Origin of the sequence: Tenacibaculum adriaticum (assembly GCF_008124875.1) — a bacterium.
Taxonomy (GTDB): domain Bacteria; phylum Bacteroidota; class Bacteroidia; order Flavobacteriales; family Flavobacteriaceae; genus Polaribacter; species Polaribacter adriaticus.
Window position 1 is genome coordinate 429,139 of record NZ_VNIA01000003.1, and the last position, 15,795, is coordinate 444,933.

At 32.4% G+C, this 15,795-nt stretch carries 16 protein-coding genes; 9 read left to right on the forward strand and 7 right to left on the reverse strand.

Annotated features, from left to right (window positions below; genetic code table 11):
* The first annotated feature begins 36 nt into the window (after nt 1-36).
* From C7447_RS10945 to ftsY, 6 genes are all read left to right on the forward strand, one after another.
* Complete coding sequence (locus C7447_RS10945) at nt 37-645, forward strand: fumarylacetoacetate hydrolase family protein (RefSeq protein ID WP_148870549.1); 609 nt, start codon at nt 37-39, stop codon at nt 643-645.
* Complete coding sequence (locus C7447_RS10950; RefSeq protein WP_148870550.1) at nt 645-1,886, forward strand: competence/damage-inducible protein A; 1,242 nt, start codon at nt 645-647, stop codon at nt 1,884-1,886. The genes C7447_RS10945 and C7447_RS10950 overlap by 1 nt, the downstream gene beginning before the upstream one ends.
* Nucleotides 1,887-2,005: 119 nt before the next feature.
* Complete coding sequence (gene rpmB, locus C7447_RS10955) at nt 2,006-2,245, forward strand: 50S ribosomal protein L28 (RefSeq protein ID WP_020082122.1); 240 nt, start codon at nt 2,006-2,008, stop codon at nt 2,243-2,245.
* A gap of 27 nt (nt 2,246-2,272) precedes the next feature.
* Complete coding sequence (rpmG, locus tag C7447_RS10960; RefSeq protein WP_105045129.1) at nt 2,273-2,455, forward strand: 50S ribosomal protein L33; 183 nt, start codon at nt 2,273-2,275, stop codon at nt 2,453-2,455.
* Between the two features lie 7 nt (nt 2,456-2,462).
* Nucleotides 2,463-2,615, forward strand: a complete 153-nt coding sequence (locus tag C7447_RS10965) for a DUF4295 domain-containing protein (protein ID WP_125068173.1) — start codon at nt 2,463-2,465, stop codon at nt 2,613-2,615.
* Between the two features lie 341 nt (nt 2,616-2,956).
* Complete coding sequence (gene ftsY / locus C7447_RS10970; RefSeq protein ID WP_148870551.1) at nt 2,957-3,910, forward strand: signal recognition particle-docking protein FtsY; 954 nt, start codon at nt 2,957-2,959, stop codon at nt 3,908-3,910.
* A gap of 155 nt (nt 3,911-4,065) precedes the next feature.
* Here ftsY and C7447_RS10975 read toward each other — a convergent pair whose 3' ends face one another.
* Both C7447_RS10975 and C7447_RS10980 read right to left on the reverse strand, forming a co-directional pair.
* Nucleotides 4,066-4,524 carry a hypothetical protein gene (locus C7447_RS10975; protein WP_148870552.1) on the reverse strand — a complete coding sequence of 153 codons (459 nt, stop codon included), beginning with the start codon at nt 4,522-4,524 and terminating at the stop codon, nt 4,066-4,068.
* A gap of 131 nt (nt 4,525-4,655) precedes the next feature.
* A complete protein-coding gene (locus C7447_RS10980; protein WP_148870553.1) occupies nt 4,656-5,738 on the reverse strand; it encodes a serine hydrolase domain-containing protein in 1,083 nt (360 codons plus the stop codon).
* Between the two features lie 79 nt (nt 5,739-5,817).
* Here C7447_RS10980 and rimO point away from each other — a divergent pair, with 79 nt between their 5' ends.
* Both rimO and C7447_RS10990 read left to right on the forward strand, forming a co-directional pair.
* Nucleotides 5,818-7,182: a 30S ribosomal protein S12 methylthiotransferase RimO gene (rimO, locus tag C7447_RS10985; protein ID WP_148870554.1), complete on the forward strand. Its 1,365-nt coding sequence runs from the start codon at nt 5,818-5,820 to the stop codon at nt 7,180-7,182.
* Nucleotides 7,183-7,312: 130 nt separating this feature from the next.
* Complete coding sequence (locus tag C7447_RS10990) at nt 7,313-8,050, forward strand: Dph6-related ATP pyrophosphatase (RefSeq protein WP_148870555.1); 738 nt, start codon at nt 7,313-7,315, stop codon at nt 8,048-8,050.
* A 30-nt stretch (nt 8,051-8,080) separates the two neighbouring features.
* On the opposite strand, the gene C7447_RS10995 is transcribed toward C7447_RS10990, so the two are convergent.
* The 4 genes from C7447_RS10995 to C7447_RS11010 form a co-directional block, all read right to left on the reverse strand.
* On the reverse strand, nt 8,081-9,565 hold the full coding sequence (locus C7447_RS10995; RefSeq protein WP_148870556.1) for a S10 family peptidase: 1,485 nt from the start codon (nt 9,563-9,565) through the stop codon (nt 8,081-8,083).
* 56 nt (nt 9,566-9,621) lie between these two features.
* Nucleotides 9,622-10,386 carry a TIGR02757 family protein gene (locus tag C7447_RS11000; RefSeq protein ID WP_148870557.1) on the reverse strand — a complete coding sequence of 255 codons (765 nt, stop codon included), beginning with the start codon at nt 10,384-10,386 and terminating at the stop codon, nt 9,622-9,624.
* Nucleotides 10,386-11,048 carry an ABC transporter ATP-binding protein gene (locus tag C7447_RS11005; RefSeq protein ID WP_148870558.1) on the reverse strand — a complete coding sequence of 221 codons (663 nt, stop codon included), beginning with the start codon at nt 11,046-11,048 and terminating at the stop codon, nt 10,386-10,388. Before C7447_RS11005 ends, C7447_RS11000 begins: the two co-directional genes overlap by 1 nt.
* Nucleotides 11,049-11,138: 90 nt before the next feature.
* Entirely contained in the window at nt 11,139-13,613 is a 2,475-nt protein-coding gene (locus C7447_RS11010) for a DUF5916 domain-containing protein (RefSeq protein WP_148870559.1), read from the reverse strand.
* A gap of 315 nt (nt 13,614-13,928) precedes the next feature.
* On the opposite strand from C7447_RS11010, the gene sucC reads away from it, so the two are divergent.
* Nucleotides 13,929-15,125: an ADP-forming succinate--CoA ligase subunit beta gene (gene sucC, locus C7447_RS11015; RefSeq protein ID WP_148870560.1), complete on the forward strand. Its 1,197-nt coding sequence runs from the start codon at nt 13,929-13,931 to the stop codon at nt 15,123-15,125.
* 154 nt (nt 15,126-15,279) lie between these two features.
* Here the strand turns inward: sucC and C7447_RS11020 are convergent, their stop codons facing one another.
* On the reverse strand, nt 15,280-15,699 hold the full coding sequence (locus tag C7447_RS11020) for a nucleoside-diphosphate kinase (RefSeq protein WP_148870561.1): 420 nt from the start codon (nt 15,697-15,699) through the stop codon (nt 15,280-15,282).
* Nucleotides 15,700-15,795 lie beyond the last annotated feature (96 nt).

The following is a 15,795-nucleotide window of genomic DNA, read 5'->3' on the forward strand; positions in this document are numbered from 1 at the left end:
TTCATTTTATTCGCAATGACGTTTTAATTAAGTGAAATGAAAATAATCTGCATAGGTCGTAATTACGCCAAACATATAGAGGAATTAGCAAACGAAAAACCAGATAATCCGGTAGTATTCTTAAAACCAGATTCGGCAATTCTTCCGAAGAAAATGCCATTTTTTATTCCTCCATTTTCAAATGATGTGCATTATGAGGTAGAAGTGTTAGTGAAAATAAATAAAGTAGGGAAACACATTTCTCCAAAGTTTGCACATAAATATTACGACACTATTGGTTTAGGTATCGATTTTACGGCACGTGATGTACAAGCGAAATGCAAAGAAAAAGGATTACCGTGGGAAAAAGCCAAAGCCTTTGATGGAAGTGCAGTTGTAGGAGAGTTTTATTCGAAAGAAGATTTTAATTTAGACAATTTGTCATTTCAATTATTAAAGAATGATGAGGTTGTACAAGATGGAAATACCAATTCTATGCTTTGGAAGATCGATGAACTTATTAGTTATGTTTCACAATATTTCACCTTAAAAAAAGGAGATATTATTTTTACAGGTACACCAGCAGGTGTTGGAAAAGTAGAGGAGAATGATATTTTAACAGGGACTATTGAAGGGAAACAAGCGTTTCAAATTAAAGTTAAATAATGAACGCAGAAATTATAACGATTGGCGATGAAATTCTGATCGGTCAAATTGTAGACACAAATTCACAATGGATCGCTCAAGAACTGAATAAAATAGGGGTTTCCATACATCAAATTTCATCCATTCAAGATGATAAACAACATATATTAGAAGCGTTAAAAGAAGCCGAAAATAGAGCAGACATTGTTATTGTTACGGGAGGATTAGGTCCAACCAAAGACGATATCACCAAAAAAACGATTGCAGAATATTTTAACGATGAAAGAGTAGTTGAGTATCCTGAAGTAATTGATAATATTAAAGGACTGTTCGAAAAAATAAATCACCCTTTTAACGAAGCTCAAAGATATCAAGCACAATTACCGTCAAAAGCTACATTGTTAATGAATAAACTTGGTACGGCACCAGGTATGTGGTTTTTTGAAAACGAAACTGTTTTTGTTTCACTTCCGGGAGTTCCTTACGAGATGAAAGGATTGATGAAATATGAGGTTTTACCAAGAATTCAAAAACAATTTCAACTGCCTTATATTATCCATAAGACTATTTTAACATATGGACAAGGAGAAAGCTTAATCGCTGAAAGAATTGAAGATTTAGAAAACAATTTACCAGACTTTATAAGGTTAGCATATTTACCTTCATTTGGGAGTGTGCGTTTACGATTATCAGCAAAAGGAACAAACAAAGAAGTTTTAGAAAAAGCGTTGTCAGAAACAATTTCTGTATTAAAAACGTTAATTAGCGATGTAATTACAGGTTTTGATGAAGGGGAAACTTTAGAAAAGCAAATAGGTAATTTGCTTTTAGAAAAGCAAAAAACAATTTGTACAGCAGAAAGTTTAACAGGAGGTAAAATAGCTTCAACGATTGTTTCAGTTCCAGGTGCCTCAAACTATTTTAAAGGAAGTTTTGTAACCTATACTGCAGAGATAAAGCAAGAGCTTTTAGGGGTTTCTCCTGAAATTATAAAAAAATATACTGTTGTTAGTAAAGAAGTGGCAGGAGCAATGGCTTTATCTGCTAGAAAAAAAATGCATACCGATTACGCAATTGCTGTTACAGGAAATGCAGGCCCAACAACAGATCATAACAATAAAGATGTTGGATTGGTTTTTATTGCTGTGGCCTCAGAAAAAGGAGTAGAGGTACATGAGTTTAATTTCGGTCAACCAAGAGAAAAAGTGATAAATAGAACTGTAAACAAAGCTTTAGAGTTGATTAAAAGCCAACTTGTTTAATTGTAAAAAGTAACAATAAAAATAATTTCAAAAAAATAATACAAATTGTTTTGTTGAATGTCTAAAAAATTCATAAATTTGCACCTCGTTTAGAAATAACACTAAAAACTGTCAACAAGATGTCTAGAGTTTGTGAATTAACAGGAAAGAAAGCGATGGTTGGTAACAATGTATCACACGCTTTAAATAGAACAAAGAGAAAATTTAACGCTAATTTAATGACAAAGCGTTTCTATATTCCAGAAGAGGATAAGTGGGTAACATTAAAAGTATCAGCTTCTGCATTAAAAAACATTAATAAGAAAGGAATTTCTGCAGTTATTAAAGAAGCTAGAGAGAAAGGTTTCTTAACGAAATAATTCCTTACTAGATAAAATTTTAGAGAGATGGCAAAAAAAGGAAACAGAGTTCAGGTAATATTAGAATGTACTGAACACAAAGCATCTGGTCAACCAGGTACTTCTCGTTATATTACAACAAAAAACAAAAAGAACACTCCGGATAGAATGGAAATAAAGAAATTTAATCCAATCTTGAAGAAAGTGACAGTTCATAAAGAGATAAAATAATTAGGTCATGGCAAAGAAATCAGTAGCATCATTACAAACAGGTTCGAAAAGATTAACCAAGGCTATCAAAATGGTAAAGTCTCCTAAATCAGGAGCTTATACATTCGTGGAAGCCATCATGGACCCAACACAAGTGAATGACTTTTTAGCAAAAAAGTAATTCTTGTATACAGTTTAAAGAAAAGCTACTTTCGTTAGAAAGTAGCTTTTTTTATGTATTAAAAAACTGTATTTTTGGACGTTACCCTTCGGGTCGGGCTTTACGCTATATTTTTTTAAAACTTGTCATTGCGAAACAAATAATCAATATGTTGTGGCAATCTCATATAAAATAAAAATAGAGATTACTTCATTTCACTCGTAATGATGTTTTTTTATAAGTTTAAAAAGGATGTCGCTACAATCCCTAACGCGAAATGTAATCGTTAAATGACAATTTGGCTACAATATAAAGTGTGGTACAATTTTTAACGTAAACCAAACCGATTATAACATTTACACATGAGTTTTTTTAAAAATATATTCTCTAAAGAGAAAAAAGAAACCTTAGACAAAGGTTTAGAAAAAACAAAAACGACTTTTTTAAATAAATTATCAAAAGCAGTTGCAGGTAAAGCAAAAGTAGATGATGATGTTTTAGATAATTTAGAAGAAGTTTTAGTTTCTTCGGATGTGGGTGTAGATACTACCTTAAAAATTATTGATAGAATTGAAGAAAGAGTTGCTCGCGATAAGTATTTAGGAACAGAAGAATTAAATCAAATTCTTAGAGAAGAAATTGCCGCATTACTTTCAGAAACCAATTCAGGAGATGAAACAGAGTTTACGATTCCAGAAAACAAAAAACCCTACGTATTAATGGTAGTTGGAGTAAACGGAGTTGGTAAAACAACTACGATAGGTAAATTAGCAAGTCAATTCAAAAAGAAAGGTTTAAAAGTTGTTTTAGGAGCAGCAGATACATTTAGGGCTGCAGCAATAGATCAGTTACAAGTTTGGGCAGATAGAGTAGAGGTGCCAATTGTAAGACAAGAAATGGGATCAGATCCTGCTTCTGTAGCGTATGATACGCTTAAATCTGGCGTAAATCAAAATGCAGATGTTATTATCATCGACACTGCGGGGCGTTTACATAACAAGGTTAATTTAATGAATGAGTTAACCAAGATTAAACGTGTAATGCAAAAAGTAGTGGGAGATGCGCCGCATGATGTATTGTTGGTGTTAGATGGTTCTACAGGTCAAAATGCCTTTGAGCAAGCTAAACAATTTACCAAAGCAACCGAAGTAACTTCGTTAGCAGTAACTAAGTTAGACGGAACTGCCAAAGGTGGTGTAGTTATTGGTATTTCTGATCAATTTCAAATACCCGTAAAATATATTGGAGTAGGAGAAGGAATAGACGACTTACAGGTGTTTAACAAATACGAGTTTGTAGATTCATTTTTTAAGTAAAAAACTATGTCATTCCCGTGAATGCAGGAATCTGAGAATAAATAAAAAGACTCCCAATTTTGGGAGTTTTTTTATGTTTTATTTTGAAAATGTTTCGCTATCGTGTTTGTTTAAGTACTAAACCGCAATTATTTTTATACGGTGTTGTACTTTCGTTATTTTTTCATTAATCCAATCCATTTTTTAATTCCGATTGTCGCTGGAAATTCAGTTTCCATTGGTGATATTTTTTCTCCAAGATGATTCTCAATATTTAAAATCAAACTATTCAATTCAATTTTTTCATTCAAATGCTTTTCGTAAATATTATACCCAAAGTCGGTTTTTAATTTTTCAAAATGTTTTTCTTCCATTTGAAATAACTTTTTAAAATCCAAAACCTCTTTTAGTTTTCTGACATGAATATTTATATATTCTATCATATTATCACTATCAGTTAAACTTAAAGTTTCTCCGCAATCACATTTGATAAATCCAACTTGACCATATCGTGAACCATTATGTTCGTAAATTTTAGTCAAATAATTTCTACAAGAAGGACAGAATAAAGGAAATTTAGTAACATTCAATTGAATTCCATATTCATTTCCTCGTACTATTAATTCAAATTCCATTTTTCTAAATTATTTCCATTTTGACTGCGTCTCGATTAATGAAGCACAACGAATTAAGATATCCATCATTTCATGATAGATATCATCCACTAACGAAGTTAGTTGTTTAAAAGTTAAGAATCAAACCAAATTTAGTTAATCAAGTTATTAATCTCACCCCACAATTCATTATCAAAACTAGATAGGGCAAAATTTTCTTCATCGGCTACATCACCCATACGTATTACTACCAGTTTTTTACTAGGCACTACATAAATTTTTTGGTCATTTTTACCCAAAGCAGCAAACATGTCTTGAGGAGCGTTCGGTATCAATTCTCCTGGAAATTCTAACTGACTTTGCGGTAAATGATAACTACTTTTTCCGTTTAACCACCATAAGTAACCATAAGCCTCATTAATATTTTGAGAAGCATTAGTAGCTTCATTTAAAAAACTTTCAGAAACAATTTGAGTATCATTCCATTTTCCATTGGCAGAGATTAATAATCCGAAACGAGCCATACTACGTGTATTACTAAAATACACGCGTAAATCACCCAAATTAGTCCAAAGCCCACTCATACCAATTCTATCTTTTAGTTTGGTGTTAAAATAACTGTCGTAAGTACTATTACTGGCTTTAGCAATCACATCTTGTAGTTTTACATACACATTATCGTATGCCCAACGTGTACCAGCATCTGCCAAATATTGTAAATCTTGTGGTTCAACACTTTCTCCTAAAGAATCGTCTAATCCGGAATTCATAGATAACAAATGTTTACAGGTTATCAGGTTTTCTTTTTCCAAAGGAGCACTCGTCCAACCCGTACCTAAATAATCAGAAACTTTGTTGTTAATGTTTAGTAAACCTTCATCTTGCGCAATTCCTGTTAAAGTTGAAGTTAATGTTTTACCTGCACTTGCCCAGTACCAAGAATCTGTTGCGGTGTGACCGTTCATATACGCTTCAACAACAATTTTTCCGTTATGAAGTATCATAAAACTTTTAGTGTTTTTCTCTTCTAAAAAGTCTAACAAAGGTAGTAATTGACTTTCGTTCCAGCCAAGTTCAGCAATAGTTTTAGTTTCCCAACTATTGGAATTGATAGGAGGAAAGTAGAGTTCTTCAGGTGTTTCTTCTTCTAGGATAGGATTTTCATTAGGAGTTGATGAGCAATTATAAAAGAATAATAAAATAAAGCTTAAAAAAAATATTAATGAATTTTTCATCTGGTTTAGTTTTATTTTAAGACTACAAAATACAAGAAAGGTTTAATTAAAATGTATCTTTGCAGTCCAAAATTTAGATATGCGTACAAAATCACTTAAAAAGAACAAAATCAATGTGGTAACGTTGGGTTGTAGCAAGAATGTATATGACTCAGAAGTGTTAATGGGGCAATTAAAAGCCAATGGTAAAGATGTTGTTCATGAAGATGAGAATGATGAAGGAAATATTGTGGTTATTAATACTTGCGGATTTATTGGTAAAGCTAAAGAAGAATCGATAGATACTATTTTACACTACGCACAAAAAAAAGAAAGAGGAGAAGTTGATAAGGTTTTTGTATCAGGTTGTTTAAGTGAGCGTTACAAACCCGATTTAGAGGCTGAAATTACCAATGTAGATCAATATTTTGGTACGCATGATTTACCGAATTTATTAAAAGTTTTAGAGGCAGATTATAAGCATGAATTGATTGGTGAGCGTTTAACTACAACACCAGATCATTATGCGTATTTAAAAATTGCCGAAGGATGTGATCGTCCGTGTTCGTTTTGTGCTATTCCATTAATGCGTGGAAAACACAAGTCTACCCCGATTGAAGAAATAGTTATTGAAGCGACTAAGCTAGCAGAAAAAGGGATTAAAGAGCTAATGTTAATCGCACAAGATTTAACCTATTACGGATTAGATATCTATAAAAAGCGCGCATTAGCAGATTTGTTAAAAGAATTGGTTAAGGTTGATGGAATAGAGTGGATTCGTTTGCACTATGCATTTCCATCTGGTTTTCCAATGGATGTGTTAGAGGTAATGAAAAACGAACCTAAAGTTTGTAATTACTTAGATATTCCGCTACAGCACATCAATACAGAGATTTTGAAATCGATGAAACGTGGTACAACGCATGAAAAAACAACAGCGTTAATTCATAAATTTCGTGAAGCGGTACCTAATATGGCAATTAGAACAACGTTAATTGTTGGTTACCCTGGAGAAACCGAAGCGCAATTTGAAGAGTTAAAAGATTGGGTAGAGGAGATGCGTTTTGAGCGTTTAGGAGCTTTTGAGTACTCGCACGAAGAAAATACAGGAGCTTATGTTTTAGAAGATGATGTTCCTGCGGACGTAAAGTTTAGAAGAGTGAATGAAATCATGGAAGTTCAAAGTCAGATTTCATGGGAATTAAATCAGGAGAAAATTGGTAAAACTTTCCGTTGTTTGTTTGATAGAAAAGATGGAGAGTTTTACTACGGAAGAACTGAATTTGACTCACCAGATGTAGATAACGATGTAATTGTAGATGCAACTAAGTATTATATTAAACTAGGTGAATTTATAGATATTAAAATTCATGATGCCGGTGATTTTGATTTACATGGAACTCCGGTTGTGAAACAAGAAAGACCTGTTCCTTTAAATCAAAAAAAGAAAATAACACAAAATTAAGTTAACGTTATTACGAAGATTACTGAAGTAATCTGTTATTGATTATTAAGTTTGTTTTACTTTATTTGCAATGACGAAATAAAATAAAAATCCTGTTTTATACAGGATTTTTTTATGCAATTTTGTTGCTATGAAAAAAGCCTATTTTAACTGGAGTTCTGGAAAAGATTCTTCTCTAGCACTGTATAAAATTTTACTAGAAAAAGAATATGAAGTTCAAAAGTTAATAACCAATGTTAACAAAGATTTCCAGCGTGTTTCTATGCACGGTTTACATGAAAGTTTGTTAGATGCTCAAGCTAAAAGTATTGGTATTCCTTTAGAGAAAATAGAGTTTCCTGCCAATGTAACTATGGATTTGTACAATAAAAAAATGAAGGAGAAAACTTCTGAATTAAAAGAAAACGGACTTGTAAACGGAATTTTTGGAGATATTTTTTTAGAAGATTTAAGAAATTATAGAGATACTAAACTACAAGAAGTAGGCATTAAAGGAGTGTATCCACTTTGGAAGCAAGATACCAAAGCACTATTGCAAGAGTTTTTGTCTTTAGGTTTTAAAACAATTACGGTTTGTGTAAATGCTAAAAAGTTAGGAAAAGAGTTTGTAGGAAGAATTATAGATGAAGATTTTATAAACGAGTTACCAGAAGATGTTGATGTATGTGGAGAAAATGGTGAGTTTCATACGTTTTGTTATGACGGACCTATCTTTAAAAAGCCAATTGACTTTGAAATAGGTGATAAGTTGTTGAAATCATACACATTGCATGATAATGATTCAGATAATTGTCATCAATCTTCGTCTAAAGAGGAAGTTAAAAATTATGATACTAGTTTTTGGTATTGTGATTTAATAGCAAAATAAAACCTCCCGAATATCGAGAGGTTTTATTTTTTAATATTTAGCAGCGCCAATACTTTCAGAGCTCTTTTTTATGAACTGACGCAAATCTTCATTAGCTTTTTTAAGGTCTTCCTTTCGTAGGTACATCATATGTCCACTTCTATATCCTTTAAAACTCATTCGATCTTTCATTTTTCCACTTGGGTCAATTTTTCTCATGGTATATTTAGCAACCGAATAAGTAGTAGCACCATCATAATAACCCGACTGAACTAATACTTGTAAATACGGATTTTGAGCCATGGCTTTACGTAGATTTTCACGCGCGTTTTCATTCTCAAAACTCCAAGGATGAACTGCGCCAAACATATTATACTTAACGTCTGTTTTAAAGTTTAAAACATTTTGTGTATAATAGTTAATTGCAGGTGTAAAAGAGTGTAACCAAGAATTTAACTCTGGGTTGTAGTCTGGTCTTGTGCCTACTTCTTGACGGTCTATACCTAAATAACGACTGTCTAAACGGCCAATGGTTTTTCCGTTAACATCACGTAATAATTCTTTCCAAAAAAAACTTGGAGGCATTTCTAAATTTTGTCGTAAAATAATTTCCTTTTTAATTCCAGAATAACGAGCCATTTTTTCTGCGATACGATTTTTTTCATCTTCGGAAATAAAACCACCTTTAGATATGGCTGGCAATAATTCATTAACAGCAAAAAGTTCAGCTTCAGGTAAAATTTGTTCTAAATCTTTTTCTTGAAGATCTTTAGGTAGCATTTTGTGATACCAAGCTGTAGCTGTAAAGTAAGGTAAATTTAGAGCTAAATCTTCCGATCCGCCTGTTCGAATAATTTTATAATCGGCTGGAGAAACCATAATTACACCATTTAAATACATCCATTGTCGGCTTTGTAATTCGTGAGACAATTGCATAACACGCGTTCCGCCATAGCTTTCGCCAATAATATATTTGGGAGATAACCAACGGTTGTTACGTGTCATAAATGTAGTTAACCAATCGGCTAGGTATTTGGCATCAGCATTTACGCCAAAGAAATATTTTTTGTCAACCTTTTCGTCTTTTTTTACCACAGGACGCGAATACCCAGTATTAACAGGATTAATAAAAACAATATCAGCCATATCTAATACTGAATAATCATTGTCTTTAATTCCGTAAGGTTGAATAGGATTTCCTTCGTCATCAATCTTTAAAATTTTTGGTCCTGTATAGGCAATATGCATCCAAACAGAAGCTGATCCTGGACCGCCGTTAAACGACATAATTAACGGACGATTTATTCTATTCGGAACATCGGTTCTGTAATAATACGTATAGTATAAAGTAGCTTTGGTATTTCCATTATCGTCAAATACAGGTTGCATTCCTGTTTGTGCATTGTAGTTTATACGTTTTCCTTTTATAATTACCGAGCCTTGAGTTACTACGGTGGTATCTATAGGAATTCTTACGTCTTGGGCAAAAATGGATACAGAAAAGCATATAAAGAATGCAAAAAGTAGTTTTTTCATTGGTTTTTAATTAATTAAAGATTACTAAAGTAGGTAAAAAGAAGGTTAAAAAGCTGTTAAAACTTTTCAAAAACACCAAGTCCAAATAAGGCGAAATCATATTTAACAGGGTCTTTTTTGTCGAATTCTCGTAAGGTTATATCCAGTTCTTGGATCGCTTTCCAATCGTTTTGTTTTCGATTAAGAATGGTTAACTTTCGGGCTACATTTCCTGTGTGCACATCTAACGGACAATGTAAATGTGCTGTATTATGGGTTTTCCAAATTCCGAAATCTACTCCTTTTTTATTGTTGCGAACCATCCAACGTAAATACATATTAATACGTTTTGATGCAGATCCTTTTACTGGGTCGGAAACATGTTTTTGTGTTCTTGGTGAATGCGGAATTTCAAAAAATACTTTTTTAAAGTTATGGATGGAAGTTTTGTAGTTATCAGAACCATCTTTGATTTGTAGTAACTCTTCCAATCCACTATGATTTTGATAGATGTTTTTTAGAGATTGTATAAAGAATTTAAAATCATCAGTATTAAAAGTTCTGTGTACAAATCCTTCAAAATTGGCTAAATCATCTTCTGAATGATTTAAAACAAAATCATAAGGAGAATTACCCATTAACGCCATCATTTTTGAAGCATTGTTAATAATCATTCCTCTTTTTCCCCAAGCAATCGTTGCAGCTAAAAAACCTGCAATTTCAATGTCTTCTTTTAAACTAAATTGATGCGGAATTTGAATAGGGTCACTCTCTATAAACTTCGAGTTTTCATATAATGAAGCCTTTTTATCTAGGAATTCCTTAAGTTCTTCTTTTTTCATTAATCAACAATTACCCCGTCTTTCATCGTTAATGTTCTGTCTGCCATTTCTGCAAGTTCTTTGTTATGAGTTACCAATACAAATGTTTGACCAAATTCATCACGAAGTTTAAAAAACAATTCATGCAAATTTTTTGCAGAAGCAGAATCTAAATTTCCAGAAGGTTCATCCGCAAAAATAACTGAAGGTTTGTTAATTAATGCTCTTGCAACAGCAACACGTTGTTGTTCCCCACCAGAAAGTTCATTGGGTTTATGATTAATTCTGTGTGACAATCCAAGAAAGTCTAATAATTCTTTAGCTCTTGTTTCGGTTTCCGATTTACCTTTTCCTCCAATAAAAGCAGGAATACATACATTTTCCAAAGCGGTAAATTCTGGTAATAATTGATGAAATTGAAAGATGAATCCGATATGTTGATTACGAAAGGCAGAAACTTCTTTATCGGATAAATTTTTGATTGAAATTCCATCTACATACAATTCGTAGTTTTGTTCTTTTTGAGGTTTATCTAACGTTCCAAGAATTTGTAGTAAAGTTGTTTTTCCTGCTCCTGACGGACCAACAATAGCTACAATTTCTCCTTTTTTAATATGAAGATTAACGCCTTTTAAAATTTCAACTTCTCCGTAATATTTGTGGATGTTTTTTGCAACAATCATAATTTCATTTGAGTAAGGCGAAAGTATAAAAAAGAAATCAGATTAATTTTAGTTAATCTGATTTCTAGGGTAAATAGTAGTTAGTAATGATTAAAAAACATTTTTTAATCGGTTGTAATCTATAAAGTAGACTACGCGTAATGAAAACGTATGTTCCATTTCTTCTTTAAAAAGTTTATCTAAATTTTCAGCATAGCTAATATCTGCCGGAGCATAATCAGAATCTGGATTTATAGAATTTCTGTAAAAAGCAATTAATTGGCTGCCAGGAGCAAACTGCCAAACATAATTTAAATCTAAATTCCAGCTATTAAAATTAACGTTGTCAGTTCCACTATAATTAAAGTCAGCTAAACTTCCATTGTTTTGTAACCTATAATATTGGTCATCATATAAAACTTTAGTCCAGTTATGGCGAAAAGTTAGTGATAAAGATGATTTTATGCTGAAACTATATTTTCCAGAAACAGTGTTGTTGTATGATGTTCTGTCTCGTTCACCAAAAACAATATAGTCTAAGTAAGGAGCTAGAGCAGCATTATCAGCTATATCATCTTCATCGATTTCATCTATATACCCTTGATCATTATTGTTTTTACCATAGTTAAAGCCATATACTAAAGAAAATTGATTGCTAAAACGATATCTAGGTGATACACCAAAACCATAACCTTCTAAAGGATGATTTTTGTAAAAGTTATAATACCAATCATAATCGATAGCAAATTTTTTACGATAATCGGTAGAACCCCAATGATTTACATTTACTCTCATTGGTCTTTCAAAATAAATACCACTTGTAGTTCCTTGACGAGGTTCAAAAAAGTCTTTTCTTTCTGAAGAGTAATTTAAGTTAGCCCCGAACCCAAATCGTTTTTTGGTTTGTGACCAAAAAGACAAACCCGAGTTAGTTCCAGTATAAATACCAGATTTGTGTTGAAAGTTTACATTGTAATACCAGTCTATCCCATAGTTATTAAAAATTCCTTTTGGCTTTAGTAATCTATATCCAACAAAACCATAAATAGTTTGTTCATTATTACTGAATAAAATACCCATATCATTTGGGTTATAATCTTTATTTTCAAAATTATATCCTATTTCGCCTCTCCAATTTCCACCGTGTTTTCCAATACTTGTATCGAAGGCATAACCAGGTGTTGGGTTGTCTATGTCATCTCGAATATGAGTGGTTTTAAATGAGCCATCTATATTATAGGTGCTTTTTTTATCTTCTACATGCCATAATAAACCTGTTGTATTGGCATCTCTAAAATGGCCATCTCTGGTAACATTAGTATTGATTAAAGTAAGGGCTGAATTTTGGTTGAATTGTTGGTCTAAAACTAAAATGTTATAGTTAGAAAATGGATTTGTAACAAGCTTTCTAGTACTTTTTGTAATTGTATCTGTAATGGTAGCTTCAGTTTCTTCTGTAATAGCATTAAAAAAACCAATACCTAAACCACTTTTAGTTCGGCCAGAAATTTTAACGGCATTAATCATATTAACTTTTTCAGGATATTCCGAAATCTCTTCATCTGTGGTTAATTGACTTTCAACATCAAATTGATCGACAGGATAACCACCAATTCTTCGAGAATAAAATAAGTTTCCTTTAGTAAATAACTCTGTTCCTTCTGTAAAAAACTGACGTTGTTCTGAAAACTGTTGTTCGAAAGGACCTAAGTTTAATTCGACATTATCAAAACCTGCTTGACTAAAATCTGGAATTAAAGTAGCATCTAACGTGAAGTTTTCTGATAAACCATACTTAACATCCATACCTGCACTCCAAGCGAAATCTGTTTCTCCATTATAAGTTTTGGTTGTTGCAGAAGCATAAGGGTATAAATTTAAACGAGTAGGAGGAGAAATGTTTCTGAAATTTTCAATTAGACCGTCGTATTGGGTCCAGTTACCTTTGGTGTTATCAATATTATTCCAAGTGTATTGAGAATTTAAATTGTTTAATTTTCTATGAAAATTGAATCCCCAAGATTGTACATCTTCATTTGCAAAACGTAATGCTCTATACGGTATTTTCATTTCAACAGACCAACCTTTATCGGTTACTTTAACCCCACTATCCCAAACAGCACTCCAGTTAAAATCTTCATTTCCGTTAGACACTTTAGCATCGGCTTGGTTTCCTGTGCTTTGCACTATAAATTCAAAAGGGTTTTGACCATCGTCATTTGGGTTTATAGTGACTAAGAAAAAATCTGCTTGACCAATATTATCCCTGTTAGAAAATTCCATCGGAATTTTATTAGGATGCGGATCAGACAACATAGCGCTTATGTATATAGCATCATCATCATATACTACCTTTACTTCGGTTTTGTAATCTTTATTAGCTGGTTTACCATTATCGGGTCTCATTTCAAAAAAATTAGTAGCTATTTCAGCATTTTTCCACGCTTCGTCGGTAAGATTTCCGTCAATTTTTGGTGCTTTTGTTACTCTTGTAGTTGAAATTTTTTTTCTGTTTTTGTTTAATTGGGCAAAAATATTGCTGCTAAACAAAGCTGAAACGAGTAGTAATAAAACAGGTTTTCGCATTTTTTGGTTGTTTGATGGTGCTAAATTATCTATCAAATAAATAGATAAGTCTTAAAATCGTGTTAATTAATGTAAAGACCTCTTAAAATATTTTTTGTGACGACTGTTAACATTTTTTTAACGCGTTAAGAATAAAAGTAATTGTTTGAGTTCCTCATGGAGAGTGAGTGTTAATAGTCAGTTTTTTTAATGTTTTTTAATGAAATCTAAAAAATATTGAAAAAGAACGTTCAAAATAATGATATTTTAATGTGCAAAAAGGTTATAGTTTGGTTTGAATTTGTATTTTTGTTCGACTTTAAAAATTCATATCGAATGAACTTACACGAATATCAAGGTAAAGAAATTTTAAGCAGTTTTGGTGTTAGAATTCAACGCGGAATTGTTGCAAATACTCCAGAAGAAGCTGTAGCAGCAGCAAAAAAATTAACTAAAGAAACGGGTACAGGTTGGCACGTAATTAAAGCACAAGTTCACGCAGGTGGTCGTGGTAAAGGTGGTGGTGTTAAATTGGCTAAAAACTTAGATGAGGTAAAAAGCATTTCTAATGATATTTTAGGAATGATGTTAATTACGCCTCAAACTTCAGCAGAAGGAAAATTAGTAAATCAGGTTTTAATTGCTGAGGATGTATATTATCCAGGTGAAAATGAGCCAGACGAATATTATATGTCGGTTTTATTAAACCGTGCAACAGGTAGAAACATGGTTATGTATTCTACTGAAGGAGGAATGGATATTGAAACAGTAGCAGAAGAAACTCCACATTTAATTTTTACAGAAGAGATTGATCCTACTTTAGGATTATTACCTTTTCAAGCTCGTAAGATTGCCTTTAATTTAGGATTGTCTGGTGGAGCATTAAAAGAAATGGTAAAGTTTGTTACTGCTTTATATACAGCATACATCAAATCAGATTCTTCAATGTTTGAAATTAACCCAGTGTTAAAAACTTCAGACGATAAGATTATGGCAGTAGATGCTAAAGTTACCTTAGATGACAACGCATTATTTCGTCATAAAGATTATGCAGCAATGCGTGATTTACGTGAGGAAAACCCAATTGAAGTAGAAGCTAATGAAGCTGGCTTAAACTATGTTGATTTAGACGGTAATGTAGGATGTATGGTAAACGGAGCTGGTTTAGCAATGGGAACTATGGATTTAATTAAACAGGCAGGTGGAGAGCCAGCTAACTTTTTAGATGTTGGTGGTACTGCAGATGCACAGCGTGTAGAAACGGCTTTCGGGATTATTTTAAAAGACCCAAATGTAAAAGCAATTTTAGTAAATATTTTTGGAGGAATTGTTCGTTGTGATCGTGTTGCTCAAGGTATTGTAGATGCTTATAAAAATATGGGTGATAAAATTAATGTGCCAATTATTGCACGTTTACAAGGAACAAACGCTAAAGAAGCAAAAGAATTAATTGACAACAGCGGAATGGAAATTATCTCAGCAACTGAGTTCCAAGAAGCAGCTGATAAAGTAGCAGAAGTTTTAAAAGCTTAAAGAGTACAATTAATTTTTAGTTAGATATATTAAAAACGTCTCACAATTGTGGGGCGTTTTTGGTTAGTTAAAGAATAAAAAAAATCTGAAGAGTATAACTCTCCAGATTTTTAAATATATTTAACGAAACCTTAAAAAGAGGTTTGTTTTTTTATTAAAACATTTCTCTACCAGAAAAATGGAAAGCTCCTTCGATAGCAGCATTTTCATCAGAATCTGAACCATGTACTGCGTTTTCACCGATAGAAGTAGCAAACATTTTACGAATAGTTCCTTCAGCAGCCTCAGCTGGATTTGTAGCACCAATTAATGTTCTAAAATCTTCAACAGCATTGTCTTTTTCTAAAATTGCAGAAATAATAGGTCCACGAGTCATAAACTCAACTAACTCACCAAAAAACGGACGCTCGCTATGAACACCATAAAAAGATTCAGCATCACGCTTCGTCATTTGAGTTTTTTTCATTGCTACAATTCTAAATCCTGCAGCGTTAATTTTTTCTAAAATAGCACCAGTATGTCCGTTTTCTACAGCATCTGGTTTAATCATTGTAAAAGTTCTATTTGTTGCCATTACTTTGTATTTTCTATATTTACATTTTCTTGTGTAGCTTCTTACACAAAATCGGCGCGAAATTACACATTTTTTTAATTATATTGTATATTCGCC

What these genes read in the sequence shown, in the direction of transcription:
- C7447_RS10980 (WP_148870553.1), bottom strand. Translation starts at nt 5,738, where the DNA reads ATGAAAAATTCATTAATATTTTTTTTAAGCTTTATTTTATTATTCTTT.
- ftsY (WP_148870551.1), top strand. Translation starts at nt 2,957, where the DNA reads ATGAGTTTTTTTAAAAATATATTCTCTAAAGAGAAAAAAGAAACCTTA.
- C7447_RS10995 (WP_148870556.1), bottom strand. Translation starts at nt 9,565, where the DNA reads ATGAAAAAACTACTTTTTGCATTCTTTATATGCTTTTCTGTATCCATT.
- rimO (WP_148870554.1), top strand. Translation starts at nt 5,818, where the DNA reads ATGCGTACAAAATCACTTAAAAAGAACAAAATCAATGTGGTAACGTTG.
- C7447_RS10950 (WP_148870550.1), top strand. Translation starts at nt 645, where the DNA reads ATGAACGCAGAAATTATAACGATTGGCGATGAAATTCTGATCGGTCAA.
- rpmB (WP_020082122.1), top strand. Translation starts at nt 2,006, where the DNA reads ATGTCTAGAGTTTGTGAATTAACAGGAAAGAAAGCGATGGTTGGTAAC.
- C7447_RS10990 (WP_148870555.1), top strand. Translation starts at nt 7,313, where the DNA reads ATGAAAAAAGCCTATTTTAACTGGAGTTCTGGAAAAGATTCTTCTCTA.
- C7447_RS10965 (WP_125068173.1), top strand. Translation starts at nt 2,463, where the DNA reads ATGGCAAAGAAATCAGTAGCATCATTACAAACAGGTTCGAAAAGATTA.
- C7447_RS10945 (WP_148870549.1), top strand. Translation starts at nt 37, where the DNA reads ATGAAAATAATCTGCATAGGTCGTAATTACGCCAAACATATAGAGGAA.
- sucC (WP_148870560.1), top strand. Translation starts at nt 13,929, where the DNA reads ATGAACTTACACGAATATCAAGGTAAAGAAATTTTAAGCAGTTTTGGT.
- C7447_RS10975 (WP_148870552.1), bottom strand. Translation starts at nt 4,524, where the DNA reads ATGGAATTTGAATTAATAGTACGAGGAAATGAATATGGAATTCAATTG.
- C7447_RS11005 (WP_148870558.1), bottom strand. Translation starts at nt 11,048, where the DNA reads ATGATTGTTGCAAAAAACATCCACAAATATTACGGAGAAGTTGAAATT.
- C7447_RS11010 (WP_148870559.1), bottom strand. Translation starts at nt 13,613, where the DNA reads ATGCGAAAACCTGTTTTATTACTACTCGTTTCAGCTTTGTTTAGCAGC.
- C7447_RS11000 (WP_148870557.1), bottom strand. Translation starts at nt 10,386, where the DNA reads ATGAAAAAAGAAGAACTTAAGGAATTCCTAGATAAAAAGGCTTCATTA.
- C7447_RS11020 (WP_148870561.1), bottom strand. Translation starts at nt 15,699, where the DNA reads ATGGCAACAAATAGAACTTTTACAATGATTAAACCAGATGCTGTAGAA.
- rpmG (WP_105045129.1), top strand. Translation starts at nt 2,273, where the DNA reads ATGGCAAAAAAAGGAAACAGAGTTCAGGTAATATTAGAATGTACTGAA.